Origin of the sequence: Aneurinibacillus sp. Ricciae_BoGa-3, from assembly GCF_028421645.1 — a bacterium.
In the GTDB taxonomy this organism is placed as follows: domain Bacteria; phylum Bacillota; class Bacilli; order Aneurinibacillales; family Aneurinibacillaceae; genus Aneurinibacillus_B.
Map to the genome: position 1 here is coordinate 2,854,174 of NZ_CP116887.1, position 26,631 is coordinate 2,880,804.

General features: G+C 42.4%; 27 protein-coding genes. 3 read left to right on the plus strand and 24 right to left on the minus strand.

Annotated features, from left to right (window positions below):
- Positions 1-45: 45 nt before the first annotated feature.
- The 14 genes from PP175_RS14420 to PP175_RS14485 form a co-directional block, all read right to left on the minus strand.
- Positions 46-657, minus strand: coding sequence for a manganese efflux pump (locus PP175_RS14420; RefSeq protein WP_442870471.1), 612 nt, complete (start codon positions 655-657; stop codon positions 46-48).
- 85 nt (positions 658-742) lie between these two features.
- Entirely contained in the window at positions 743-1,495 is a 753-nt protein-coding gene (locus tag PP175_RS14425) for a response regulator transcription factor (RefSeq protein ID WP_272443274.1), read from the minus strand.
- 5 nt (positions 1,496-1,500) lie between these two features.
- On the minus strand, positions 1,501-2,739 hold the full coding sequence (locus tag PP175_RS14430) for a sensor histidine kinase (protein ID WP_272439033.1): 1,239 nt from the start codon (positions 2,737-2,739) through the stop codon (positions 1,501-1,503).
- 134 nt (positions 2,740-2,873) lie between these two features.
- Positions 2,874-3,425, minus strand: coding sequence for a cob(I)yrinic acid a,c-diamide adenosyltransferase (locus PP175_RS14435; protein ID WP_272439034.1), 552 nt, complete (start codon positions 3,423-3,425; stop codon positions 2,874-2,876).
- Between the two features lie 146 nt (positions 3,426-3,571).
- Positions 3,572-4,000 (minus strand): GlcG/HbpS family heme-binding protein, encoded by a 429-nt coding sequence (locus tag PP175_RS14440; RefSeq protein ID WP_272439035.1) that lies wholly within the window; start codon positions 3,998-4,000, stop codon positions 3,572-3,574.
- Positions 4,001-4,015: 15 nt separating this feature from the next.
- Positions 4,016-4,351 (minus strand): glycerol dehydratase reactivase beta/small subunit family protein, encoded by a 336-nt coding sequence (locus PP175_RS14445; protein WP_272439036.1) that lies wholly within the window; start codon positions 4,349-4,351, stop codon positions 4,016-4,018.
- A complete protein-coding gene (locus PP175_RS14450; protein ID WP_272439037.1) occupies positions 4,348-6,183 on the minus strand; it encodes a diol dehydratase reactivase subunit alpha in 1,836 nt (611 codons plus the stop codon). The genes PP175_RS14445 and PP175_RS14450 overlap by 4 nt, the downstream gene beginning before the upstream one ends.
- Before the next feature lie 3 nt (positions 6,184-6,186).
- The gene (locus PP175_RS14455) at positions 6,187-6,609 is read right to left on the minus strand and encodes a diol dehydratase small subunit (protein WP_272439038.1); all 423 of its coding nucleotides are present in this window, start codon (positions 6,607-6,609) and stop codon (positions 6,187-6,189) included.
- A gap of 12 nt (positions 6,610-6,621) precedes the next feature.
- Positions 6,622-7,200, minus strand: a complete 579-nt coding sequence (locus PP175_RS14460; protein ID WP_334314160.1) for a propanediol/glycerol family dehydratase medium subunit — start codon at positions 7,198-7,200, stop codon at positions 6,622-6,624.
- A 14-nt stretch (positions 7,201-7,214) separates the two neighbouring features.
- Complete coding sequence (locus PP175_RS14465; RefSeq protein WP_272439039.1) at positions 7,215-8,882, minus strand: propanediol/glycerol family dehydratase large subunit; 1,668 nt, start codon at positions 8,880-8,882, stop codon at positions 7,215-7,217.
- A gap of 36 nt (positions 8,883-8,918) precedes the next feature.
- Positions 8,919-9,758 carry an MIP/aquaporin family protein gene (locus PP175_RS14470; RefSeq protein WP_272439040.1) on the minus strand — a complete coding sequence of 280 codons (840 nt, stop codon included), beginning with the start codon at positions 9,756-9,758 and terminating at the stop codon, positions 8,919-8,921.
- Positions 9,759-10,100: 342 nt separating this feature from the next.
- Positions 10,101-11,582 carry an aldehyde dehydrogenase family protein gene (locus PP175_RS14475; protein WP_272439041.1) on the minus strand — a complete coding sequence of 494 codons (1,482 nt, stop codon included), beginning with the start codon at positions 11,580-11,582 and terminating at the stop codon, positions 10,101-10,103.
- A 34-nt stretch (positions 11,583-11,616) separates the two neighbouring features.
- A complete protein-coding gene (locus tag PP175_RS14480) occupies positions 11,617-11,895 on the minus strand; it encodes a hypothetical protein (protein ID WP_272439042.1) in 279 nt (92 codons plus the stop codon).
- A gap of 56 nt (positions 11,896-11,951) precedes the next feature.
- Positions 11,952-12,155, minus strand: coding sequence for an alcohol dehydrogenase catalytic domain-containing protein (locus tag PP175_RS14485; RefSeq protein WP_272439043.1), 204 nt, complete (start codon positions 12,153-12,155; stop codon positions 11,952-11,954).
- Positions 12,156-12,449: 294 nt separating this feature from the next.
- Between PP175_RS14485 and PP175_RS14490 the strand changes: the two genes are divergently transcribed.
- Positions 12,450-13,217, plus strand: coding sequence for an SDR family oxidoreductase (locus PP175_RS14490; protein WP_272439044.1), 768 nt, complete (start codon positions 12,450-12,452; stop codon positions 13,215-13,217).
- A gap of 134 nt (positions 13,218-13,351) precedes the next feature.
- On the opposite strand, the gene PP175_RS14495 is transcribed toward PP175_RS14490, so the two are convergent.
- Complete coding sequence (locus PP175_RS14495; protein ID WP_272439045.1) at positions 13,352-14,338, minus strand: Gfo/Idh/MocA family protein; 987 nt, start codon at positions 14,336-14,338, stop codon at positions 13,352-13,354.
- A 216-nt stretch (positions 14,339-14,554) separates the two neighbouring features.
- Between PP175_RS14495 and purT the strand changes: the two genes are divergently transcribed.
- Positions 14,555-15,715, plus strand: a complete 1,161-nt coding sequence (purT, locus tag PP175_RS14500; RefSeq protein ID WP_272439046.1) for a phosphoribosylglycinamide formyltransferase 2 — start codon at positions 14,555-14,557, stop codon at positions 15,713-15,715.
- A gap of 167 nt (positions 15,716-15,882) precedes the next feature.
- Here the strand turns inward: purT and PP175_RS14505 are convergent, their stop codons facing one another.
- Both PP175_RS14505 and PP175_RS14510 read right to left on the minus strand, forming a co-directional pair.
- Positions 15,883-16,818 (minus strand): SPL family radical SAM protein, encoded by a 936-nt coding sequence (locus PP175_RS14505; protein WP_272439047.1) that lies wholly within the window; start codon positions 16,816-16,818, stop codon positions 15,883-15,885.
- Positions 16,819-17,026: 208 nt separating this feature from the next.
- Complete coding sequence (locus tag PP175_RS14510; RefSeq protein WP_272439048.1) at positions 17,027-17,359, minus strand: hypothetical protein; 333 nt, start codon at positions 17,357-17,359, stop codon at positions 17,027-17,029.
- Between the two features lie 337 nt (positions 17,360-17,696).
- On the opposite strand from PP175_RS14510, the gene PP175_RS14515 reads away from it, so the two are divergent.
- Positions 17,697-18,128, plus strand: coding sequence for a universal stress protein (locus PP175_RS14515; RefSeq protein WP_272439049.1), 432 nt, complete (start codon positions 17,697-17,699; stop codon positions 18,126-18,128).
- Positions 18,129-18,204: 76 nt separating this feature from the next.
- Here the strand turns inward: PP175_RS14515 and PP175_RS14520 are convergent, their stop codons facing one another.
- From PP175_RS14520 to PP175_RS14550, 7 genes are all read right to left on the minus strand, one after another.
- Positions 18,205-20,385: a sensor domain-containing protein gene (locus PP175_RS14520; protein WP_272439050.1), complete on the minus strand. Its 2,181-nt coding sequence runs from the start codon at positions 20,383-20,385 to the stop codon at positions 18,205-18,207.
- A 170-nt stretch (positions 20,386-20,555) separates the two neighbouring features.
- Positions 20,556-20,894, minus strand: a complete 339-nt coding sequence (locus PP175_RS14525; RefSeq protein ID WP_272439051.1) for an LSm family protein — start codon at positions 20,892-20,894, stop codon at positions 20,556-20,558.
- 73 nt (positions 20,895-20,967) lie between these two features.
- Positions 20,968-21,612 (minus strand): bacillithiol biosynthesis deacetylase BshB2, encoded by a 645-nt coding sequence (bshB2, locus tag PP175_RS14530; RefSeq protein WP_272439052.1) that lies wholly within the window; start codon positions 21,610-21,612, stop codon positions 20,968-20,970.
- A gap of 11 nt (positions 21,613-21,623) precedes the next feature.
- On the minus strand, positions 21,624-21,968 hold the full coding sequence (locus PP175_RS14535; protein WP_272439053.1) for a YojF family protein: 345 nt from the start codon (positions 21,966-21,968) through the stop codon (positions 21,624-21,626).
- Positions 21,969-22,166: 198 nt separating this feature from the next.
- Positions 22,167-23,165 carry a 4-hydroxythreonine-4-phosphate dehydrogenase PdxA gene (gene pdxA / locus PP175_RS14540; RefSeq protein WP_272439054.1) on the minus strand — a complete coding sequence of 333 codons (999 nt, stop codon included), beginning with the start codon at positions 23,163-23,165 and terminating at the stop codon, positions 22,167-22,169.
- Positions 23,158-24,468, minus strand: coding sequence for a four-carbon acid sugar kinase family protein (locus PP175_RS14545; RefSeq protein WP_272439055.1), 1,311 nt, complete (start codon positions 24,466-24,468; stop codon positions 23,158-23,160). Before PP175_RS14545 ends, pdxA begins: the two co-directional genes overlap by 8 nt.
- Before the next feature lie 242 nt (positions 24,469-24,710).
- Positions 24,711-26,504, minus strand: a complete 1,794-nt coding sequence (locus PP175_RS14550) for a sigma-54-dependent Fis family transcriptional regulator (RefSeq protein ID WP_272439056.1) — start codon at positions 26,502-26,504, stop codon at positions 24,711-24,713.
- Between the last annotated feature and the right edge of the window lie 127 nt (positions 26,505-26,631).

Consider the following 26,631-nt stretch of genomic DNA (forward strand, 5'->3'; position numbering starts at 1 on the left):
AAATTATGACGTATAATCTGAAGAAAACGCGGTAAAGTTAAAAGGTCAAAAAATTTGATGCAAACCTACAAGGATGAGGAGAATACCTGCCATGAAGCTTGCTTGTTTACCTAATTTTTCGGCAGCAAACCTTGATCCAAGGTAAGCACATAGACCAACACAAACGTAACTCAACACGCCAGAAATAAATGAGATTCCCCAGATACTAAGGTGTGTGACACCAACATCAAACCCACCTACTAAATTATTAACCGATAGGGAGATTCCAAGTAAGATTGATTCACCAAAACCTAATGTCTTCGATCCGTCCAGGTCCAGTTCGTCTTTATTACGTAGAATTTTTAGGATAGGGCTACTCGTAGATACATATCGTACCGACTTACTATTTAATAGGGTTGGATATAATAGACAGATTCCAATTATCACCAATACAATCATCCCAATTAAATTACCTATAGAAGGCTTAAGCCAAAGGGCCATCCACTTTCCAAAAATCCCACCTACAAGCGTCAAAAAAAACCCCATTAACGAAATGATAAAATTAGAAAACCAAGGAATACGAATCTTCCTTATTCCATATGCAATGCTAGCTCCGGCATTGTCAAGATTGGAGGCTATTCCAATCGAAAGAATAGCGAAAAAGTTGCCTAGACTCAGTAGAATCATTCCTTTTTGTTCTCTTTTTCTTATTAAATAGGCATGATAGACCGCTTTTCTTTACATTACAAATTATTAATTTACATTAGTAATTATTAAATGAATTTAAACGTTTCTTCCTTCCAACAACAGTTTGTTGTTGAAATTGTGTTGGTGTCTTGCCTTCATATTTTTTGAAAACCCTTGTAAAATAATTAGGGTCGAAAAACCCACATTTCTCGCTGATTTCTGCAACAGTACCTTTCGTATGATCAAGATAAAATTTTGCTTTTTCCAATCGACGAATCGTAACATATTGTGTAATAGTAAACCCAGTTTCCCGTTTAAATAATCGACTAATGTATTGTGAATTAAGATGGACTAGTTTGGATAACATCTCTAAATTTAACTGGGTATGAAGATTATGCTCGATATAATTTCTTATTTTCATAATATCGTAATGCTTGGCCTCCTCTAAACCCTTAGGTATTGGATTCGTATCAAGCATTGGTATAAACTTTACTAAGGCACGTCCAATATCCTCTGGATGAGCTGGTTTCAATAAATAATCATCCGCTCCCAATTTAATGGTTTGATAGGCAAAATCAAATTCATCATAAGCCGTAAGGAAAATAATTCGACAATTAGAAACTTCCTTTTTGATAATCTCCGCAGCCATAAGACCATCCATTTTAGGCATTTTAATATCCATAATCACGAGATCCATCTGCTTTTCCTTGGCTAATTTTACAGCATCAATACCATTTTCAGCCTCGAAAAATTGATTTACTTTAAGGTTATGTTTCTTGATCATCAATGTTAAAACTTCCCGTTCTAACGGTTCATCATCCACAATCATTAATTTCAAACCAAATCACCTCCAACTTTGGGGATAGTAATTTGAACTTTGGCCCCTGCCCCAGGTCTACTATCAATTGCTGTTATTCCATAACCTTCTCCAAAATAATATTGAATTCGTTTGTGTACGTTTTTTAGACCAATTCCCGTAGTATGACCATTACTTTGGATTTTTTTGTCCGAAAGTATGGATGATAACTTTTCTTCCGGAATACCTGCACCGTTATCAGAAATCTCAAGTACCACGTTATCATTCATAGAAAAACAACATAGTCTAATAACCATTTTATCTTGTGATTCAAAGCCATGTAGAAGAGCGTTTTCAATAATGGGTTGGACGCAAAGAATGGGTATTTTTATTGAACCAACATCAAAAGTAAAATTTTGTTCATACTGGATCTTGTTTCGAAACCTAGATTGCTGAATATTTAGGTAATTTCGCACAAACTCTAATTCTTCACTTAAACTTACAAGTTGGTCTATATTACGCAAACTATACCGCAGTATTTTAGCGAGTGCGTATGTAACATCCTGCGTCTGTGCAGCGTTTTCAAGATAGGCAAGACGCGAAATCGTATTTAGGGTATTAAATAAGAAATGAGGGTTAATCTGAGCTTGTAGAACCTTTAGTTGCGTTTCTTGTAATGTTTTTTCCAATTGTGCACGAAGCTGCAATTCTTCCATCAATTTTTGATTTTTTTCATTTAGCTCTTCTTGGGTAAGATAGGTTGCAGCCATCTTAACAATATAATTGGCAACAAGAAAAAGCATATCTGCCGCTGCCTCTACCCGCTTTTGATTGGTGAATTCAATTTGTTCAAAATACTGATCGAGAAGGTTGTGATCAACCTGAAGATGTTTGGTATTCCGACGAATCTGATCAAGTCGCTCTTTATCCTGTCCTTGAATTAATACTTGCCCACAAAGGATTGCTCCCATGTATTTTTCATTAAGAATGATTGGAGCCGCCAAATCAACCAGACCGGAATGACATCGATGAATGGTTGGCTTTCCGCGGTTAGCTGCTATTCTTCCCAAACGTTCATCCGATAGCATACATCCCCGTAATCCTTCACTCGATGATGAACGTATATAGGAACAGAAATTAGTGAAATTACTAGGTTTTGTAACAGGCGTTCCATTTTCGTCTGAAATAACAACTCCCAAACCAGTAGCGTCGGCAAAGCGGTCTTGAATTTCCTGGAGAGTTTCTAAATCCACGATATTTTTAAGTGTAAAAATCATCTTGTATTCCTCCGACTTATCCCTTCGCTATAATTCCATACTAAAATTGAGTAAAGCGCTCTCATAATTAATCCTACCAAATTACGAGTAGATAAGCAATTTTTTGCAAAATGACCACTTTCAACAAATATATTCTAATCTTGGTGTAAGGTTGGTTCTGGATTTCCCATATGCTGATTTAAATAGCGGGCTGCAACGAATAAATAATCTGATAGACGATTAAGATACTTAATCGCTGCCACGTTTGCCTTTTCCCCTAGGTTTATTGCCACTGCACAACGTTCGGCTCTTCGAACGATAGTTCTGGCGGTATGGAGGGCTGCACCCGCTTCGAAACCTCCTGGTAAAATAAAGTTTGTTAAAGATGGTAAATTTTCCTCCATTTTATCTATTTCTTGTTCCAAGAAAACAACGTCCGAATCCAATATTGGCCATGCAACATCTTTTCCTGTAGGAGTTGCTAACTCTGCTCCAACATGGAACAGTTTGGTTTGGATAATACGTAACTGTTGTTTAAAGGGCTCCCATTTATCGGCTTTCGGTATAAATGAAAGAGCTAATCCAATCATTGAATTGGCCTCATCACATGTACCATAAGCTTCCACACGCTCGGATGCCTTGGAAACCCTTATTCCATAAACAAGACTCGTTTCACCCTTATCACCAGACTTTGTATAAACTTTCAATGTATACATCCTTTCCGTTTAAATAGATGGTACCCTTACAACCGTAAGCAGATATGGTCCTAAGGGTCACTTTGGTTAGAATTTAGTATTCGTTGATTATGAAAAGAGACAATCAAAAACAAATAGGTCCCTATTCCTCAAATAGATTAACCGTTTAACATAAATTCTGATTCACTAAATACTTGCACAGCTGACTGCGCGACTCGTATATCCTGTTCTACAGAACCACCACTTACACCTACCGCACCTACGATTTGCTCGTCTTTACGTAATGGGATTCCTCCACCAAATACAACAACCCGCCCATTATTAGATGTATTGATCCCATAAAGTTCTTTTTCAGGACCAGCTAATTGTGCCAAGTCAGAAGTAGACATTTTCATAGCTACAGAAGTCCAAGCCTTGTTCTGTGCAAGGTCAACACTAACTAATAACGCATCATCCATCCTGTGACAGGCAATGAAATTTCCACCGTCATCCACGATGCTAATCACAACAGGGACTCCGATCTGAATTGCTTCCTTTTCTGCACTTTCAATCATTTTTTTCGCCAATTCCAATGTAATTTTACTCATTGTTTCCATCCCCTCTCACCACAAATATAGTGGTAAACCTTTACTTAAGCGTGCTGCATTCTTTCCTAAATTGCGCCCATTTCCAAGCTTCTCCCTTAAATAAGGATTCCCTGCCTCTAATTTTTCGTGATGAAGGCATAAATCGCCATGATGATCAACTCCTATGCCAACTTGCAAAGGTGAAATGGCGGCTGCCATTTTACCAAGTACAACACAATCTAGCGTTTCATCCAACTGTTGAAGGCGAAAAGGGACTCCCTCTTCTTCTAATCCCGCACTGATTTCCTTTAAAATTTGGGATTGAACACCATTATCATAGAGAATCACAATATATATTTCACTTTTACTCATTTTGTTACACCGCATTTGACAGAGGAAAGGACTAAACCGGTGGCTACCGCATTCCGGGGTCCTTCCGTACCGCGTATATTGGCGAAGCCTGCAACAATTCCAAATTTGCCTAATTGATCTGTCAGCATTTGCGGGATTTCAAAGTCTAGTGCTGATCCCCCGACCATAACAACAAAGGACAAGTGTTTTAAATTTCCTGTAGGAACAATTCGCTTTAAGGCACGCAGCGCATTCGTCACAAAAACCCTTTGTTTGGCACTTCGGCGAATTTCCCTGATTTTTTCCATTGAATTCCGGATAGACAACGGAACAAGATCCTCTTCTTCCCGAATCACTACTTTTCCAAATGTTTGGGGAGGGAAAGGCGTTTCAGAAAATAATATCGTCCCGTCCTCCAACTGCATATGAAATAAACTTAACACTTTGCCCAAAGGATACTTCTTGACTTTTTCCGCTAATTCTTTATCACCTAAAGCCAACTCGGAGTTAATCAGCATGGTTACCATATCCCCCGCTCCAGCCAAATGAATCGAAGTGATTTTTTCTGATGCATCCATCATGGCAGCGTCAGTTGAACCACCTCCCATATCAAGAATCACGATCGGTTTCCTCGTTCCAGGAGTAGTTAAGGCCCCTCGAATAGCCATCTCCGCTTCGATTCCGCCAACCTCTACGTTGATCCCCATTTCTTCTTCCAGAACAGATGCAACCTTCTGAATAGGTACCTTATCTGTTTTGACCATTGAAGCCAAAGCAACACCGCTTTCCATGGAAAGTTCACCAGCCATTGAACCACTAACTGAAGTCGGAATAATTGCGTCAACCGCCAGAAAATCAGAAATGGTGATATCTTTGGGGGATTGTCCGGTTAATTGAGCTAAGTCCTGCCTCAAGCCATTAAACATACCTCCAACATTCGTGCCTGTCTGTCCCCGAACGTCATGCAACGTACCAAGTCTTTCATACGTATTCATAATGGTTTCTGCACCATCATTAATGGATACTTCCGTCTGGTTCTTGGATCCTATCAAAATCATGCTTCCTGCTTCAATTTTTCGTTCCACCACCTCTCCCTGTGGTGTACGGATGACAACTGCGGAACGATTGCCTACCAGGGCTTTGGCAACCGGAGCAATCTGTATCGTTTGGTCTGGATCCAGTTGAAAAACAGTGGAGAGCCCATATGGATTACTCAATGTTCGAATCACATGGCCGGGTAAAGCAACTTCAACTGCAGCCATTTTAAATAAAGGAACTTTTTCAATCAAATTCACCTCGTCCACAATAGGCATTTTTTCATTTAACCTGTTGTGGATCAATACTCCATCATCTTTCTGAACTATGGCTCCAGTAATGGATATTCCCCTACTTTTTGCTTGATTTACACGGTGTGATACCCAATCATAATCAAAAGGTTTCGGCACAACGACAATGTAGTCTTGTCCCTCTTCCGCCAAATCATAAAGCCGATCAATTAAAACCGTTGTTCCAACACCTAGGCCTGCTCCTCCGGGTGTATCCGGATTATGGCCGATCATGGAAGATTCAGTTATAATTGTTTCGCTAATCAAATCCATTGCGAGATCACCGATCACCGGTACGGCATCATTTAATCGTATAAGATCAATTTCATTTACATTCATTCCAGCTTTTTTTGCAGCTTCTTGTAAAGCAATTTGGATCCCCTTAATATTCTCAATTGTCCCTTTTATGCCTGTTGTTTTCACCAAATGCTGTGAAAGAAATTGAACCTGCTGCTCCTCAATACAAGCTACGGCCACTTCGGTCGATGAATTTCCTATATCAACACCAGCCACAATTCGTTTCATCATAGTTTAGTCCTCGATCTTCTTTAATCTGCCACGCCTTTCATATACATCCGCAGCTTCGCGAATGAGTCTCGCATTTTCCACTGCTCCATACTGTTCTTCTAATTCACTGGCAATTGCCAATAACTCTTCCTTTGTAGAACGATTAGGGCGTAAAGCATTATAAATTTGTAAGATACGTGAATCCGAGATATTGATCATCTCGGCCGCTCTGCGAAAGTTATTAGCCAATTGAATTCTGCCTAAACTCTCACTAATTTCTGCATGCATCAGAAGTGTATTTGGACTGATTCGCAAATCTGCACTCGTGACTTCTCCATTTAAGGCAGCGTCCAACGTCAGTTCGTTATAAGGTATATCTGACGGCGTAAATAATAAATCAGTACGGTTCAGACCAAGCGGATAATGTTCCTTCGTTAATTTTTCCATGTAAATGCCCTCCTAATCTCTTATTGTAAATTCTGCTTCTAACTCGACAGACTTCGCACCCGGAACAAGAGACTGACACTCTTTTAAATAGAGAAGTGCAGCAACTGCCTGATACTTAGGACGTGCCATTTGATCATTTACCACTGGAACAGGATTAGGGCTATCACCTAAAGCATACATCGCTGCATTACGTCCAATCGCACGATAGGTCTCCAAAGTAATTAGCGGAGATTGGGGAAAAAGTTCAAGATTGCTTAAGGGGTCTAAATCACGCTGATGAATAACTGTTGTACCTCGTGACTGTATTCCAATTCCGATACCTGAACCGCTTAGCTTAGCTGCTTCATGTGCCATAAATGCCAGGTCAGCCGTACGCAGGCTTCGAATGATACGCGGTAATGCTCCTTGTTCCTCAATTCCGGAAATAACTTCACGCAATACAGCTGCATGATCAACTTTGACAATGGTTTTATTCATTTCCTTTCCAAACGCCGCAGCGATTGCTACTACTACTTCCCTTGGATTCGTTCCCTTCGTTGCTGTTCCGATATCCACTAACTTCATTTCTACTGAAAAAGTGGCTGTTGACATGCCTAATTCCTCCCTTAATTGAAGTCTTGCGGACTAATAGCTTGACGAATATTTTTGATTTCTTCCCATCTTTCAGGACTGATACGATAGCCTGTTCCCGGTCCTGTGTAATCGTTCTCATCATTTACCGCACTAATGACAACATTATCTTTATTGATGATGGCGGATGTATGCAGATAGTCTCCAGCTACCCTTTGCTTCAACATATCGAAAATCCTTTCCGCTGTTTGTCGATACCCACGCTTGGCTAAGGCGAGAGCTACATCAAAACCAGCAATTCCATCTCGTAAAATTCGCTCAGCTGCTTTTAAATCTTCCACAACGTTTCGTAACGGCATATCCTCACTGCTATTGGCATATGTAGCCGCTTCGATTTCACTTTTCGTAATTGCAGGAAACCCAAATTCTTCAAAAACAGCTTGTAAAGCCTTAGCTGCTTCATATCGAATTTTAATAACGCTTTCTTCATCTACTGGTTTTAATCCACCGTCAACCATCATATCTCGTTGAATAATTAAGTAATCGTCCAAATCACTAGAATCCATATTGGAGCCAGCAAACATATCATCGCTGTTCGGCATCGCACTATATCCAGAAAAGATAAAATCTGTACCTGGAAGCATTTGGCACAACATTTTTGCACTTCGGCGAATTTCCGAATGCGAGAAAGTTTGGTCATTTCCCGAGGCTACTTCCAAATCAAATAATGTTGTGGCCAAATTCTCTGCTAATACAGCGCGGATACCGCTTGGGACTGATGCAGGGATTCCAATACAACTTATCGAACCATTTTGTAACCCTTGAACGCCTGCACCTTTGGCCATCATTACGCAACGAATCTCCAAATAAAGCATCGATTTTCCTTCTGCACCAGCCATTTGTACTTCAGAACCTGTTCCTGACGTAAAGCGCATTTTGGCACCACGAGAAGCATAAGCAGAGGCCAAAAATGTCTTTGACCAAGGGGTGTCATCTCCGTCTATAAAAACAGGTTCCGTACCATAAATGGAAATGGTTTCAGCATAGGAAGTTAGTCCAAGCATAGCTAAACGAAGCTCAGTAGCTTCTTCTAAAGAATCTTGAGTTAGAACGCCACCCCTTGCCGTTTGAGAGCCTACGAGTAACGCCAAAGCATTAAAGGGAGCATAGCGAACAACTCCCACGGTCGTTTCTTGCTCATCGAACCCTCGGAGAGCCGCTTCTGCAGCATCTGCAGCCATCAGCACTGGGTTATCACGTACATTCGTTACATGACACTGGTTGGAAGGTGTCTTTCGTGCTCTCATCTTTTGAAGAGCCATCATCATTTCTACGACATTCATCTGATTTAGCACTTCTACAACTTTTGCAGGTGTCATTCCTTTTGATAACGACAAGATTTCTGAACGAGACACGTTAATATCCACCAATTTACGTGCAATCTCCATGCTGTCAATACTCATTACTTTTTCGGTGACGCTTGCATCAATCATATAATCTGCAATGAACTGATCTAACATGTCGAAATCTTCTCTCTTTTTTCCATCTAACTCTATTATTTTTCCATTTTCCACTTTAATAGACGACTTCGGATCATTAGGACTCGACATGGCCACAAATCCCATTTCTGGCCATTCCTTTACAAATCCATCTTGATTAACGGGTCTTTGTTCTAAAACCTCAAATCTTTTTGAACGCTGCATAGAAGATACCTCTCTTTTTTGGAATTTTTTTAGAAACTAAAACGCTTTTGTTGAGGTTACTACTTCCTCTTCGTTTCTATCTATATTTGTTAATTGTGAATCTTCAAAGTTAAGGGATCTACCAATCAAATAATCATAAAGTCCGCCACCTATTACGGCTCCAATAAATGGTCCAATAATAGGAACCCAGAAATATTCGTGGGGTCCAGGTAACGCAACGGATCCCCAACCGGCTAGAGCCGCAAATAATTTAGGACCAAAATCACGAGCTGGGTTCATAGCAAACCCTGTTAAAGTTCCGAAGGCACCCCCCATCAGAGCTACAACCATTCCAACTGTCAGAGGAAACATTGCCTTAGATGGAGCAAAGGAATTTCGCTCGTCAATGAAGGCGAATATAGAAGCAACCAGACAAGCTGTAATAGCCATTTCTATGCATACAGCTTGAAAATCACTTAGATAAGGGGCAGGATAGGTAGAGAAAATACTAGCCAACGTTTGACTTTTTAAACTCCCTCGGATAATCCCCTTTGTTACTTCATAATGGATAAAACCATTACGATACAATCCATATACCACTGCTGAAGCGGTAAAGGTTCCCGCAATTTGAGCTAAGATATAAGGCAGCACCTTAAACCAAGCAAATCCACGATAAATTGCAAGCGATAGCGTGACTGCCGGATTAATATGTGCCCCAGATTTAGAAGCTGTTATGTAAAGAGCCATGCTAACTGCCAAACCCCAGATCATAGATATATCCCACATCGTGTATTGAGCTCCGTTTAAAATCAGAGCGGCAACACAACCTGCACCAATAAAAATTAAAATAAAGCTCCCAATAAATTCTGCAATTAATTCCCCTTTTAATCCGTGCATTGGAAATACCTCCTTTCATTTATTTCAAAAAATCTATCCAAAGATCAATTGTCCTTGTTCCGTATCCTCCACACTTATTATAATTTTCTGACTTAATGTTGTCTCTAGATATAATTTACGTTTGCTAGCATTTTTTATACTTTTTTACGCTCACTAGTGTTTTAGATTCATGGTCACCGCTACCAAAAAGGAGGATAAGGCATCCCACAAATTTTCATTTCTCGAAGCAAGTATATACAGAGACCAGGCGTGACAAGTGAAATCGGCCAATAAATGTTGGAATTGAAACGAAAACAGGGACAAATTATATCCCTGTTTGGTCAAGTGATAAAACATGCAAAATTAATTTAGATTGATCCACACACTCTTCACTTCCGTATAATTATCTAATGCATAGCTTCCCATCTCTCGTCCAATCCCACTTTGTTTGTATCCCCCAAAAGGAGAAGCCGCATCAAATGCATTATAGCAGTTCACCCAAACCGTTCCTGCCTTTAATTCACTGGCTACATAGTGAGCTTTCTTCACATCTTGTGTCCATAAACCTGCTGCCAATCCATATTCGGAGTTATTTGCCCGGCGAATCACATCATCTAAATCTTCAAACGGCATAGCAGCTACAACAGGACCAAAGATTTCTTCTTTGGCAATCGTCATCTCATCGTTGACATCGGCAAAGATCGTGGGAGCCACAAAATAGCCATCTCCTTGACCGTAAACACCACCGGTAACCACTTCTGCACCTTCTGCCTTTCCTTTTTCAATATAGCTTCCTACACGTTCTAATTGCTCCTCAGATACCAACGGTCCGATTTGGGTAGAGGGATCAATCCCAGCCCCCTGCTTAATCTTTTGTGCATGGGCAGCTAAGTCAGCGACCACATTATCATAGGATTTCTTCTGAATAAAAAGACGAGAGCCAGCACAACAAACCTGTCCTTGGTTAAACATAATGCCCGTTAAAGCTCCGGGAATCGCCTTATTCATATCGGCATCCGGTAAAATAATATTAGGTGATTTTCCACCCAGCTCAAGGGAAATCTTTTTCACTGTACCCGCTGCTTGACGCATAATCATTTTTCCTACAAGCGTCGAACCTGTAAAGGCAATTTTATCCACGTCTGGATGGTCTACAAGCGGTGCTCCAGCTGTTTCTCCAAATCCCGGTATAACATTGATGACCCCGGCTGGAAATCCTGCCTCAAGTGCTAATTGACCTAAATATAAAGCCGAGAGCGGGGTTTGCTCTGCTGGTTTTAAAACAACCGTACATCCCGTAGCAAGGGCTGCTCCTAATTTCCATGCTGCCATGAGAAGAGGAAAATTCCATGGAATAATCTGTCCTACCACACCAACCGGTTCATGGCGAGTATAGTTAAAGTAGTTACCTGCAACTGGAATGGTTTGTCCAATAATTTTGGTGGCCCATCCAGCATAATAACGGAAGTGATCGATAGCTAATGGCACATCCGCATTACTTGTTTCACGAATGGGCTTCCCATTATCTAAGGTGTCTAACTGTGCCAATTCTTCTTGATGGGCTTCCATTAAATCCGCTAATTTATAAATGAGACGACCACGTTCAGAAGCACTCATTTTTTTCCATGGACCCTTCTCAAAGGCTAGCCGAGCGGCTTTTACCGCTTTATTGACATCTTCTACTCCTGCTTCGCTCACCACAGCCAACACTTTTCCGTTAGAAGGGTCAAGGGTTTCAAAGGTTTGGCCAGAAGCGGCTTCCACCCATTCCCCATTGATCAAAAGTTTCTTGGTCCCCTTTAAAAATTCTTCTACACGAGCGCTGATTGGTAATGTTTTTTCCATAGTAAAACTCCTTTTCATTTGGTATAAATAATATTTAACGATGCCTATAACAAATTGATGCCACAATAGATGGCCCTAAAACCTTTCCAAAACATTTTTCAATAAAAATATATAATGTTCTATAATGGACAAAACCATTGACCACTATGGAGCCAGGTTTTAAAATATTGCTTTCTAGCATTTGAAGCATAGCTGTATAGCGAGATGCCTGCATTCCAAGTGAACCTATAATAGAAAGTTCTTTTTGAACAATGATATCAATAGGAAGTGGAACCATGCCCTGCTCTTCTTGGCTTGTAAGACCAATTTGCAAATGACGTCCCCTTTTTCTCAAGCTGTTAACTGCATTTTGACAAGTTGCTGTAACACCTAATGCATTTCGTGTCCCATAACATGGGGTAACGCTAGATTTAGACCAAACCAGTCCCAATCTCCCATCCATGCATGCCAGTCATTCCTACAAATGCCGTTCGCCTCAACGCGGATAATTACACCATCTGGAGCTAGTGTTGGATCAGGCATATTTAAGACCTCTAATGGCTTGCGGAGTTCAGTTAGTACCAAAACTTTCAATCCTTATCACTTCCTTTCTCATTGACTTTACCTATTTTCAGAATTAATTATAATTTTCTAAAATGAAGTTGTCTCTAGACACAATTAACATCCGCTAGCATTTTTTATACTTTATTTATATTCGATAGCACTTTTTATAATTTTTTGACATTATAGTGCATCAAATTATTGTATTCTCAGTTCTATGGAATTCATAACTATTAGCATTTTTACAGTTGATGTGCCAAATATTGCTCCCAAATGAAATTAGGGTAAACTATATATACGATCAAAGTTCATTCGGGAGGTTGTATAATGGAATTTAAAGGGAACACAGTTTTAATTACCGGGGGTGCTTCAGGCATCGGCCTGGCACTAGCCAAACGTTTTCTCCAGGCTGGAAATCGAGTGATTGTATGCGGACGCCGGGAAGAAAAATTAGCAGAAGCGAAGGAGAAATTTCCTGAGCTACATACGCGGGTTTGCGACGTATCGAACGAGTCGGATCGGCGGTCACTATTTGATTGGGTCACTGGAGAGTTTCCTGACCTCAATGTTTTAGTAAACAACGCGGGTATCCAGCAAAGGGTCAACCTACTAAACGATACGCATGATTGGAATCACCATCGTCAGGAGATTACCATTAACGTTGATGCCCCTATCCATCTTTCCCTGCTTTTTATCCCGCATCTGCTGAAGCAAAAACGTGCGGCCATTATTAATGTATCTTCTGGTTTATCGATTACACCGGGTGTGTGGGTCCCTATTTACAGCGCCACGAAGGCGGCCTTACACTCGTTCACCATGAGCCTTAGAATTCAATTAGAGGACACGAACATTCAAGTGGTTGAAATCCTTCCTCCCGCAGTTAATACGGATTTAGGAGGTGTAGGCCTGCATACGTTTGGCGCACCTTTGGATGATTTCGCGGACTCAGTATTTAACGATATGCAAAAAGGGGAGCTTGAGATCGGTTATAGCGGTACCGAGAAAAGGCTGCAGGCATCCATGACAGAGATTCCTCAACTAACAAAACAGGCATGGGAAGGATTTTTACAAAGAAATCCCGATTTTCGCGGGTAAATTATCGGGTGAATGAAGTTAGATTATCTTGAAACATACTGTCATGTTCTGCGCAAAATAGCGAAAAAAACAAAGCAGCTCACCCTTGTACCAGCCGGGATAGAGCTGCTTTTTCATCTTTGCAAATTTGAAACCTACCTGTTATCGGCGGGAAAGACAAGGCCGATTTGGTGCCGGGCTTCTTCCATAATCTCTGCGACCAGTAAGGAGTTCGCATAGGAGTTAACCGATGACTCAAACTGTTTGCTCTGGATTAATCGAATAAATTCTTCGGCCTCGTAATACATAGATTCGCTCATCTGTGGTTGTGAAATATCTTCGGTTCTGCCATCCCGGTAGTTAATTTTGACGCCCTCAGCCGTACTAATTTTATCGATTAAAATACTACCGGCTTCTCCTTGAATTTCGGAAGGGATATACGAATCCGTTATTTTAGAATGCATCGTAACTGCATCCATATCTTTATATTGGAGAAGGACGGTACCCTCCCCATCTACTCCTGAATCAAGCATAACGCCCGTTGCTTTCACTGCCTCAGGTTTACCAAACAACACAACCGCTGGATAAATACAGTAGATTCCGATGTCCATTAAGGATCCATTCGAAAAGCCAGGGTCAAATGCATTCAAGACGATGCCTTCCTTATATTTGTCGTAGCGGGATGAGTACTGGCAGTAGCTCGCTGTATATCGGCGGATAGGACCTATTTTATGTAAATTTTCTTGTATGCTTTTAAAATTCGGAAGCAGGGTGGTTTTCAAGGCTTCCATTAAAAGCACATGGTTATTTTTGGCTGCTGCGATCATTCCCTTTATCTCAGCAGTATTTGAAGCAAGCGGCTTTTCACACAATACGTGTTTCCCATTGGTCAAACATAGTATGGCTTGCCTCGCATGCAGCGAGTTCGGACTGGCGATATACACGGCATCTATCTCGTTGCTCCTTGCCATAGTCTCCAAATCTGTAAAGATAAACGGGGCGCCAAACTGTGCCGCAAATTCTTTCGCCCTATCTTGCGTTCTGGAGTACACAGCTGTAAGAGCAAAATCATCCAACTCACTTGCTGCCTTTATAAAACTTTCTGTTATCCAATTTGTTCCGATTACACCGAACTTTATCATGTAACAACCTCCGTACTCTCAAACGTAGTTTTGCATCAATTAAATTATACGGTTAAAGAAATTGCTAATGCAACCAATGGAGGGTAATGAAGCTGGCATAAAACAGAACCCGACATAGGACTTAGGTGCATTTTTCAAACACGAACATTTTTAGTGGAAATTGCTGAATCATTCGTATATGATAGAAATTGTTCAAGCGAATAGTGGGAGGACATCATGTTTTATTCTAAAAAACTATTATTACTCGGCTCAGGAGAGCTGGGAAAAGAAATCATAATAGAGTCACAAAGGCTCGGGTTAGAAACGATTGCGGTAGATCGATATGCAAGTGCACCTGCTATGCAGGTCGCTGACCGCAGTTATGTGATCGATATGCTCATTCCCGAGGAGATTCGCAAGATTATTGAATGGGAAAAGCCGGATTTGATCGTACCAGAAATTGAGGCGATTGCCACGTCAGAATTGGAAAAGTTAGAGAATGAGGGGTACCACGTCATTCCCACAGCGCGAACCGCTAAATTGACGATGGATCGGGAGGGCATTCGACGGCTGGCCTCAGAGACGTTGAAACTTCCGACAGCCCGCTACGCGTTTGCCGATACGTATGAGGAATTCCAAAAAGCTGTTCATACAATGGGATTCCCTTGTGTTGTTAAGCCTATCATGAGCTCATCCGGAAAAGGGCAAAGCATTTGCCGAAACGTACAGGAAATAGAACAGTGCTGGAATACAGCGCGGGAAGGTGGACGCGCGCAAAACGGCAGGATCATTGTGGAGGAGTTTATTCATTTTCAATCTGAAATTACGCTTCTAACCGTTCGAACCGTAAACGGTACGCTCTTTTGCCCGCCTATAGGCCACCTGCAAAAGGATGGGGACTATATCGAGTCCTGGCAGCCGCATCAAATGACAGAAGAGCAAACAAGAAAAGCAAAGAAAATCGCGCAAACCATTACGGATGCGCTTGGCGGATACGGGGTGTTTGGCGTGGAGCTGTTTCTCACAAAAGAGGGTGTGTACTTTAGCGAAGTGTCGCCTCGCCCGCATGACACCGGTTTAGTAACGCTGGTAACCCAGAATCTTTCTGAGTTTGCGCTGCACGTCAGGGCTATTCTAGGTTTTCCTATCCCGGAAATCACATTGCTAGCACCAGGTGCCAGCCGCCCTCTTAAGGCCAATCAAGAATTAGAAGATTACCGTATTGAAGGGATCGAACAAGCCTTAGGTGTTCCCAATACGCAGGTGCGCGTCTTTGCTAAACCTGTTACAAAAGTTGGGCGGAGAATCGCCGTTACTTTATCTACATCAAACACCGTAGAAGAAGCTAGAACGATGGCAAAACGGGCGCTAGACCAATTAACCGTCCGTAAACCATAAATCACTTCCTTTTTAGATTTCCTTTCATTAAAATTTAGATTTCCTTTCATTAAAACAGCAATGCACCGCTTGTATGAACATACTTTGCGTCGTTTTTTCATAGAGCGGTGCTTTCTTTTATGGTCAACATGGACACGCATTAGTTCCACTTATTGATGAGAGCCCATTTAAAACGAAAAAGACATTTGTTCCTCTTGTCCGGTTTCATCCGTTTCAGAAACATTGATGTGAGCGGGCAACTGGTACGGCATTCCATGCTTGTCCAGAAGTTTATGAACGCGCAGCAGTAGCGCATTGGAATAGGCAGCGGAAGGATAAGCGGATTTGTACTGTCTTCGATACGCCTCAAGCAAGTGTGGTGCATATTCTTCTAACGTTTGGAAATACCACTCCTTCACTTCAGGTTTTAACCGAAGTACGGAGGGAATGATGAACTTGGCATGTTGACGTTTCGCTTCTTTTATCAATCCCTCCAGTTGTTCGGTTGAATCGGTTAGCTTGGGGAGGATAGGGGCCATAAAGATGCCAGCCGGCAAGCCGTGGTCGGAGAGTTCGCAGACCGTTTCAAGCCTTTTCATAGGAAAAGGCGCGGCAGGCTCAATCGCTCGGCTAAGATTAGAATCCAGGGTATTTATGCTAATATTGATAGTCAAAAGATTCATCTCTTGGAGAATGACTAAGTCGCGAAGAATAAGTGGGGACCGGGTGGTAATCATCGTTGGAATCTTATAGCGCGAAAGAACTTTGAGGCACTCCCTGGTTATTAAGGCTTTTGCCTCGATGGGCTGGTAAGGATCTGTTGCTGTACCAATAACCACACGCCCAATCTCTTTAATCATGCTCTTTTTGCTGCCGGCATGTTTACGAAGTTTGCGCCGCAGCTGTTCTTCAAGTGCCTCCGCTGCGTTCTTTTTTATGAATATATGATTTTGGAAGGAATCATCTGCGCCCATTCCTAAAAAGGAATGGGTGGAACGGGCGTAACAAAAACTACAGCCGTGGTAACAGCCGCGGTACGGATTAATGGACCACTCAAAAGGCATCCGTGGCTCAGTGACACGGCCCATCGTATTTTTCGTTTGAATTTCCTCATAGGTTTTCATTGAGAACCGCATCCTTTTTAATAAGAACGTTTGTTTCTATTTTATCACAGGAGCGGAATATAACGAAGGGGAAAAGGCTGGTAAATTTTTAACAGAGGACACAAATTACCGCTCACTTATCCATGAGCGGCTGCAACATTTGAAAGGCCAACTTTACTTGGCTGTTTTACTATAACGCTGGTGACGGACTCTGAAAGCTGACCACGTGTCATCGATGGACAAGAGGCTGACTCCCTGGTAACCCGCTTCTTTTAAAATCTCCCATCCCTGGTCCCTGCTGATATCGCTTTTGATTTTGGAGCTTTTCTTTGGATAAGCAACCCAAAAGATAGCATCGTCCTTTAAAGGGCACATGGTGCACAAGCTCCGCCTGATTGTGAGCAAAAAGCAGGACAAAATCCAAATCGCCATCCAACTGGTTTGAAGTTTGCACTTCTTCAGGCAGTTCTTCAGTAGGGAGTGTAAAATTTTCCGGTGCATTTTCAATATGTAAGCGGAATCCTTTTTTTATTAATAGTTTCTTAACCAAACCCATTGCCATCTTCCTTTCCTATAACGTCTGATCCGGATGATTTTATCTTATGATGCAAGCGTATCATTTCCCCAGTATGCAAAAAAGCCCTGGAAAAGGAAAGTAGATTTGTATTTATGTGATGTTTTTCACACTATTGGAATTGATGAGCCTCATGCTTATCTTGTGTGATTTTTAGCACAGCTTCATGAAATATATTTTTATAAAATAAGAGCATAGCTTTAAACATCACGGCACGCTCCCTTCCTCATGCCGGTAAGTTCTATAGGAGATGTAGCGCAACGAGTTGTCACAGCTTTCAGCGGAGGAAGACTGCAGGTCAATACGAAGAACGGATGGTGAAATCATGTTATATTCAAAAATTCTAGTTCCCTATGAGGATTCAGAACTAGCAAACCAATCTCTAAAAGCAGCTATTTCAATCGCAAAAACGGACCCTTCAGTTGAAATTGACGTGCTGCATGTGGCCAATCTTCCAATCGCGGACGCGTATTCCCTTTCGAATACGTATGGCCAAATCCGTGAATCCATCCTTGAATATGGCCAGGAGGTTATATCAAAGGCTAAAAATGAATTAGCTAAAATTCCAAATAAATCCTCTGCTTCTGTAATAGAAGGCCTTCCTGCGGATGTTATTTTGGATTATGCTAAAAATCATGAATGTGAACTTATCATCATGGGAAGCAGAGGATTAACAGGATTGAAAGAAGTGTTTCTGGGAAGTGTGAGCCATAGCGTTGTTCAGCGTTCTTCAATCCCAGTTCTTATCATGAAATAAACTGTGAAAGGTTCACTCAATAGGTGAACCTCTTTTCTTCTTTTATTAGTAACTCCAATACGTTGTTGGAAAGGATTTAGCCCTGCCAAACGTTTCGGACGAGTACTTGTTCGAATTGTTCGACAGGCAACGGCTTGCTGAAATAGTATCCCTGTACTTCATCACACTTATGCTCCTGCAGGAACTGTAAAATTTTCTGTTCTTCTACTCCCTCTGCTACTACCTTTAGATTAATGTTGTGGGCAAGGTTTATAACCGCTCTAACAATGGCGGCGTCTCCTTTATCTGTCATGATATCCCGCACAAACGATTGGTCAATCTTTAATGAAGTAATCGGAAATCGCTTCAAATAATTCAGCGAAGAGTAGCCCGTGCCAAAATCATCAATCGCGATAGATATCCCTCTGTCCCTCAGCTGGTGAAGGGTCTGAATACTTTCTTCGATATCACCCATAACACTATTCTCTGTGATTTCAAGCTCCAGGTAAGCAGGATTCAACTGGGTGAGTTCCAGAACAGAATCTACGATATCGATAAAATTTGGCTGTTGAAACTGCAGCGCAGAAACGTTTACGGCAACAAGAATGGGCTGATACCCTTTATCTAACCATTTTTTATTTTGCTGACAAGCATTATGCAAAACCCATTCACCAATCGAGATAACAAGGCCTGTTTCCTCCGCTATCGGTATAAACCTGCCGGGTGAAATAAAACCCTCTGAAGGATGATTCCAGCGAAGTAGAGCCTCTGCACCAACCATTTTCCCTGTAGTAATATCTATTTTGGGCTGGTAGTATAGCTCCAGTTCATCATTTTTAAGCGCTTTTCTTAATTCTGTTTCAATTTTTAACTGTTCCCTGTATTTCTCGTTCATTTTGTGCGAATAAAAACGATACGTATTTCGGCCGCTCTTTTTGGCATAATGCATCGCTGTATCGGCGTTTTTCATCAGCGTTTCACTATCTAATCCATCGCACGGATAATAGCTGATGCCGATGCTGGATGTAATGAAAAATTCGAATTGCTGAATAGAAAAGGGAGATTTAAACATATCCAGAATTTTTTCGGCTGCTGTATCGATTTGGCTCCTGCTGGCCATGTTGTGCAGCAGGATCACAAATTCGTCATCCCCCAGGCGGTAAACCTTTCCATCATCTTTAACAACCTGCTGTAGCCTGTGTCCAATACTAATAAGCAATTGATCGCCAATGGTATGGCCAATCGTATCATTGATTTGTTTAAAACGATCCAAATCGAGAAACAACAGGGCTGTTTTCGTTTTTGACCTTTTCTCTCTGCTAATGGCTGCAGTTATTTCCTCAATAAACATCCTTCGGTTTGGCAGCCCTGTAAGCGGGTCATGGTAAGCCATGTGCCGAATTGTTCTTTCGGCATTTCTTAATTCTGTAATTTCGCTCGTGGATCCTATGATCTCAACAACTTTGCCCTGTTGTATAATAGGAGAAAGCGTTGTAAGGAATTCTCTGTCTTTAAAGGAATAGCTGTACGTAACTTTTTCCCCTGTAAAAGCCCTGTGATAATTCTTCTCAAGCAGTTCGCCTGTTTCCCTGGGAAAAATATCTTTTGGGCTTTTGCCATAAGTGTTGCGGGTAGTGAGCCCAATTTCTTTAGCCAATTTGCCTTCAAATAGAGAATAAAGAAAAACGCCGTCCTCTCTTTTACGCAGTTTAAATACAAAATTGTGCAAGGCACTAACCGTACGGGTGAAATCATTTTTCAATGCCTCGCGCAGCCTCTCTTCAGCTACTTTTCCCTTTGTGATATCCGTCCGGAAAGACAGGTAGCGTGTAACCTTCCCCTGCTCATCTTTTATTGGCACAATAGTCGTTTTGACCCAGTAATAGGAACCATCCTTCGCCCGGTTCCTGACCTCTTCATTCCAAGTTTTTCCGCTTTTGATCGTTTTCCACATTTTCCTAAAAAAGCTTTTGTCGTGGTAACCCGAATTCAGAATGCGGTGATCCTGGCCGATGAGCTCCTCTGTCGTATACTGAGAGATCTCGCAGAATTTCCGATTTGCATATTCGATCATACCCTTCGGATTTGTTACCGCCATAATTATCGAAGAATCGAGAGCGTGCCTAAAGTCAGATATGGCATGAAAAATACCGTTTAGTTCATCATCGATTTGCTGAAACAATACGTCAACCTCTGCCTGGGCATTGTGCTGCATCTTTCCCTTAAGGCTTCCTAATAGCGTATCAATTTTGAGCTTACTGAAGTTAAAATCACTCATCGAATCCCCTCGATCAATAGTGAAATAAGTAGAGGAATACTAAAGGCGCTCACAATAGATAGTACAAATTACATAAAATTTCGATCAAATGCGTCATTATAACTAATTATACAGCATAATTGGCCAAAAAAAAGAGTCCATTTTGTGATGGACCCTGAAATCTGTAAAAATCAATAAGCCCGGTAGCCCGGATACGGGGAGTAATAAGAAGGATAAGCCGGGTAATAAGGGGGATAAGCCGGGTAATAAGGGGGATATGGGTACCTTGGCCTTGCTACAGCAACCCCGGCGAGGAAGGCAAGCGGCAGTGCAAGCCAGCCAAATGGAAACCAGCGCTGGCCTTGCGCGTATGCCTGCCAATCTGCGGCGCTGCCAGGAACCGCCAGCGTCACATGATCATTGTCTACGTTTACGATGTATCCTTTATGAACCTTACCGTCCGCCATTCGTACACGGACAAATTTGTATATGTTCGTCTGGCACGTTTGCAAAATTTCATTTTTTTTCACAGTCGCCCACCCCAATCGCTTTTACAACCATCTTATTCACTCTTGTATGGTTGTGACTGGGTGTTTGGCCACTTCAAAACTTATAAATCCAGAACCTTTCTGTCATAATTCTTTCTCTCATCTGTTTATCTTTTTCAGCCATCTTGATCTGTGCATGAAACTGAGACTGGTGCGCGGATATAGCCGCAATTTTTTGCTGGGAGAATTCAGAGACATCCACCACTATATCGGGCTGTCCAAGCTTCTCAACCGTGTTTTTGGCTACCGCCACACAGTGCACCGGCGGCCGCTTATCTTCCGGAAGCATGCCAACCGCCTGCACGACAGCGGCTCCACAGGCATCATGATCTGGATGAACGCCGTAGCCGGGATAAAAGGTGATAATTAAAGAAGGGTCAATCTCATCAATGACAGCCTTAATTCGTGCTGCAAGCTGTTCATCATCTTCAAATTCCACCATTTTATCATGCATGCCCCACATGCGAAGATCTGTTATCCCGAGGCTTTCGCAAGCTGTTTCAAGCTCCTTTTTTCTGATAGTGGGCAAGGTTTCCCGATTGGCAAACATGGGATTTCCCATGTTTCGGCCCATTTGCCCAAGCGTCATGCAAACATAGGTGACAGGGTGTCCTTTACTCGTATACGAGGCAATCGTTCCGGAGCAGCTAAATGCTTCATCGTCCGGATGCGGGTATATAACTAACAAATGTTCCTTCATAGGAGTCTCCTTTAAAAAGGTTCATTGCTCAATTGAAGAGCAACACCAAGTTTGCCGTCTTTTTCATGGCCAGCCATGAGCAGCCTGCCTTTTTCATCCACTACCCAATCTGTGATTCCCTCGGCGTAAATCCAACCTAATTCGGTTTTTAAACCTACCCGGTAAGGTCCATTTCCGGTAATTTTACCTGTTGAGATACGAACCTTTGTGTTTCGGATATACGCACCAACCGAAAATGTCCTTTCCCCAGTGTGGACTGCATAGGCGCCGTTTGTGGTTTCCAGATGTATGTACACATCCTTGTTAAAGAAACCTTCTATCTGCTTTTGAACCTCTTTAACTTCAATCGGTTTCAATGGCTTTTCCTCCATCTTTTTTCATTCATTCTTTTATTTTAGCCAATAGAAGTGCGATAAACCAGTCATAAAGTGCAGACAAGTGTAACCTCACGCTTAGATCTTGGAAGAGTTGAAAGCTCCAGCAAATAAAAGACGGCTGCCAAGCTGGCAGCCTAAAACATGTATCTATATTCCAAGCAGAAGTATTCATTCTTTTTATACAGCGCGCTGTGGTGCAAGTTCAATTGCCTGGCGAATGGCTTCCTTGATACTCATTTCATCGGCAAGGCCGGTTCCCGCAATATCAAAGGCTGTGCCATGATCGACGCTTGTGCGGATGATCGGCAGGCCAACCGTGATATTCACTCCTGCTTCTAAACCTAGCACTTTAATCGGACCGTGTCCCTGGTCATGATACATCGCCACAACTATGTCGAAATCTCCCCTTGTCGCACGGAAAAATAGCGTATCAGCAGGCAGCGGGCCCTGTACATTTATGCCTTCCTGCTGCGCCCGTTCCACACCTGGAACTACCTTTTCTTCTTCTTCGCCATAACCGAACAATCCGTTTTCACCGGCGTGCGGGTTAATGCCGCAGACCGCAATTTTCGGATCACTATAGCCTGCTTTTTTTAGCGTATCATAAGCGAGGCGAATCACTTTATAGACCCGTTCCGGATTTATCATCTTAACGGCATCGATAAGCCCCACATGCGTTGTAATGTGGATCACCTTTAACTTTGGAGCAGTCAGCATCATTGAGAAATCCTTCGTCCCGGTTAACTCAGCAAGAATTTCGGTGTGCCCGGGATAAATATGGCCGCCTTTATGTAAAGCTTCTTTATTAAGGGGGGCTGTGCAAATGGCATCAATTTGATTTTGGTTCGCCAGTTCAATTGCTTTTTGCAGGAAACGAAAAGCTGCGTTGCCCGCCTCTGCAGAAACCCTGCCAATCGGCAGATCTGCAGGCAGCAAATCGAGATCCAGACAATCAACCGAACCATATTTGAAAGCTGCCTCACTGGTCTCTTTAATTGAAGACACCGTTAAGCGGCTATTCAAAATATCTCCAGCTCTTCGGAGGATTTTGGCATCACCAATTACAAGCGGCCTGCAATTTTCGTATACATCCGGGTCATTTAACGCTTTCATAATGATTTCCGGGCCAACGCCAGCGCTGTCACCCATTGTAATGCCGACAATTGGTTTATACATACTTTATTTCTCCCTTCAGTCTGTTTGTAGCATAGTTAAAGGCATCAAGCGAACCAAAAGCGCCCGCTTTTGTAACGACGAGCAAGTCATGGACCCCTGCCAGCCTACTTATCGGAATGCCGGGTTCCACTTCATCAAGGAGCTGAATGCCTGTTGCATGCAGTTGGCTGCACACCGCTTTAGCTGTATCCCCGCCGGTAAGAATCACGAGCTTAAGGCCGCATGTCTTGATCGCCTCTGCCGCTATGGCGCCAAGCGATTCAGCTATTTTGTTGGAAACCTCTGCGTTTGACCACCCTTTTCTACTCCCTGCCTTTTGGGCAGCTTGTATGGCTTCAGCGCTCGATTCAACAAACAAAGCCACATCGTCACCTTTTGCCAGTACATCCTGTAACGCTTGGATGCAGCGCGCTTGCTCAACTGGCTGCGTCTCTTCTCCGATGATGAGAAGAGGATCCATCTTAACAGCTTCCACACCCGTTTCCAGCATGAAATGGGCAAGTTGTTTTCTTGTAATCTCGGATGCACTGCCGGCGACAAGCATTACCTGGCTATCTCCGTGTTGGCTTACAACAGGGGATTTCACAGGCAGCTTATCTATTTTTAAAGCTGCAGGCAAAAAATCCGCGAGGCCCGCAGATCCAGCCCAAAGAACAGAATCTGCGTATTCGGACATGGCAAAAGCAGCCTGTTTTAGATCGTCTTCGGTTTCAGCGTCAAAAATCAAAAGCGAAACTCCCTGGCTCTTCAGTTCATCAACTTTGTTAAAGATGGAGTCTTTGCCTGCGCGGATTGAAAACAAATCAACCAGCCCAGCCCGACGCTTACACTGTCTGTTAAATAAATGCAGTAAATTAGCTTCTGTAACCGGGCATTTGGGGTCGCGGCCAAATTCTGTCTGATGCACCGGAATCCCATTAACCAGATGCGTACCATGCACTGTCGTTCGGTTAATGCCAGGGAATGCGGGGGCTATTACCGCAAGATTAAATGCGAACACATCCATTACCGCTTCTATTTCTGCTCCTGGATTTCCTCTAAGTGTGGAATCGATCTTCTTATAAATAGTACAGAAACCCGCTTCTTTCACCCGTTTCGCCGCATTCACAGCTAAAAAATACGCTTGGTTTTCAGGGAGCGCCCTGCTATCTGTGTCCACGATTAAGGCTTCGATGTCTGCCGTGCTCGCGACCAAATTATCGCATTGGAATAAAATGATGGATTTGAGTCCTTTTCGGGCAAATTGAACACCCGCATCAGACGCTCCTGTTAAATCATCGGCTATAATTGCGATTTCCCTCAAACCCTCACCTCCATACCCCTTATGGTTACTGTTTGGCTCTTTCATTTACAGCAGTTTTGGCGAACCTGTTAAGCTGCCCACCAGAAAACACAACCAGTTAAATTCAGTATAAAAATTAAACACTTTCCTTGTTATCGCTTTCTTTTTTTATTATTATATTAAACAACCAGCCATAAATCAATAAATACGTTAAAAAAACGCACAACTCGATATGTGCGCTTGTAAAACTGTTTAAAATTTAATCATTCCTTTAATTTCCGCCACAAAGTAGCGCGGGTAATGCCTAATCTTTTTGCCGCTTTCGACTGGTTCATGCCCTCTTCATGAAGCACATATTGAATCATGGCCTTTTCCATTTCTTTGAGTGTTCCTGCTAAAAAGGGCAGGACGCGTTTCTCTTCCACCCTTTCAAACCGCTTCCATACCTGTTGAAATTGCTCCATCTCCACGAAGTCACCATCGGTTAAAATCAGAATTTCTTCGATCAGCGTTTTAAATTCGGCAGTGTTTCCTGGCCACTCGTACGATTTTATTTGGTTTAGCACGTTCTCCCGAATGCCTGCAATCTGCTTTCCATACTTAGCATTATGTGCGGAGATCATCAGTAAAATAATGCCTTCTATATCTTCCAACCGGGTTCGAAGAGGGGGTATATGTATATGAAACTTCGCAATTTCCTCAGCCAGACGTTTATGGAACCCGGATTTTAAGAGCGGGCCCATTTGTAAATCAGAGGAAGCGATAATTCGGACTGCGGCCTCCGTGCTCTTTAACCTTTTCCACAGCTTCTCCTGTAATTCGCAGGATAACTTCTCAATCTCATCCATAAACAGGGTGGTCTTTGCGGCTTGTTCAAGCAGTCCATCCTGTTCATCTGAACCAAACAGTAAATTCATTACACGTTTTTCACTGATGATTCCGCAGTTAACCGTATAGAAAGCATACGCTTTTCGGTTACTCGCCATATGGATAGCCTCAGCCAATATGTTTTTTTCTGTACCGGGCTCGCCGGATATCCAAATATTTTTATCTGCTAATGCAAACGCTTTGGCTTGTTTAATTAGTTGCTGCATTGCAGGGCTTGATGCGCTAATTTGGGAGAAACTTCCCATAACAAGAGGCGGACGGGAGACGGGTACATCTTTTCCCTTAGGAAGCTCTTCCATAGAAAGGAGAAAATAGGAATGATCCCGCCAATCCATTGTCTGGATCGTAATGGATGCAACAACGTTACCCAGTTGTAGGTGTCCCTGCCAATATTCTAGCGCGTTTTTCTTTAAACCGGCAATACATTCACTGAGTTCAGGCGGAGCCGCCAATATACCGCTATTTATGTTTTTATGCTGCCCTTTTATGAATCGGTTTGCAGCCGCGTTTGCAAACTTAACTTTATCATCAGAACCTATGACGACAACTGCTTGTGGAACCGTGTTTAATATCGTTTCAAAAAATCCGGATTCTTCCTGGCCTTTCTTATAAATGTCGTAGACCTGTTGAACTTCCTCAATCGCCTTCTCGACAGATTCTGGCCCTGAGGTAATGAGTACACCCTGATAGCCAAAGGCTTCAGCGGTTTTCACGGTTACCACATCTCCAAGAACGACTCTTGCTCCCTTATTAAATGCGGTTTCTAGGGTTTCGGCTACTTGCTCCTCTGCTTCCACCGTATAAATGGGAAGTGTAAAGTTTAGCAAATTTGAAACCGTTGACGCACCATTGCATATATTTTGAAAACCAATGATAGCTGTTGGAACATTTGAATCCTTTACTAACGTTAACACGCGAAGGATATCATAGCCGGAGACAGGAATGTCAACGACGGGCAAAGAAACTGATTTTCTAATAAGCTCCGCAGTTCCGCCGCGGCTTAGAATCACATCATATCCGTTCTGTTCCGCATTTTCGACAAATGGGAGCGCTTCCTTTAAGTCTGCCACAATGCACTCAATAACAATTCCTGGCACGTTCCGGGTTTTGTCCTGAATCAGATCCTGCAGACCGGGATATGGTAAAACAGCAAGCACTTTTACAGCCATCCTATCCCCTCATCTGTATAAAAGTTAAACACTAATTTATTATAGCCTATTTTTTATGCATTTACATAACAAATCCCATTCCTGTGCCCTTTACACATGGGCCGGGAATGGGATTCAATCGTGAATC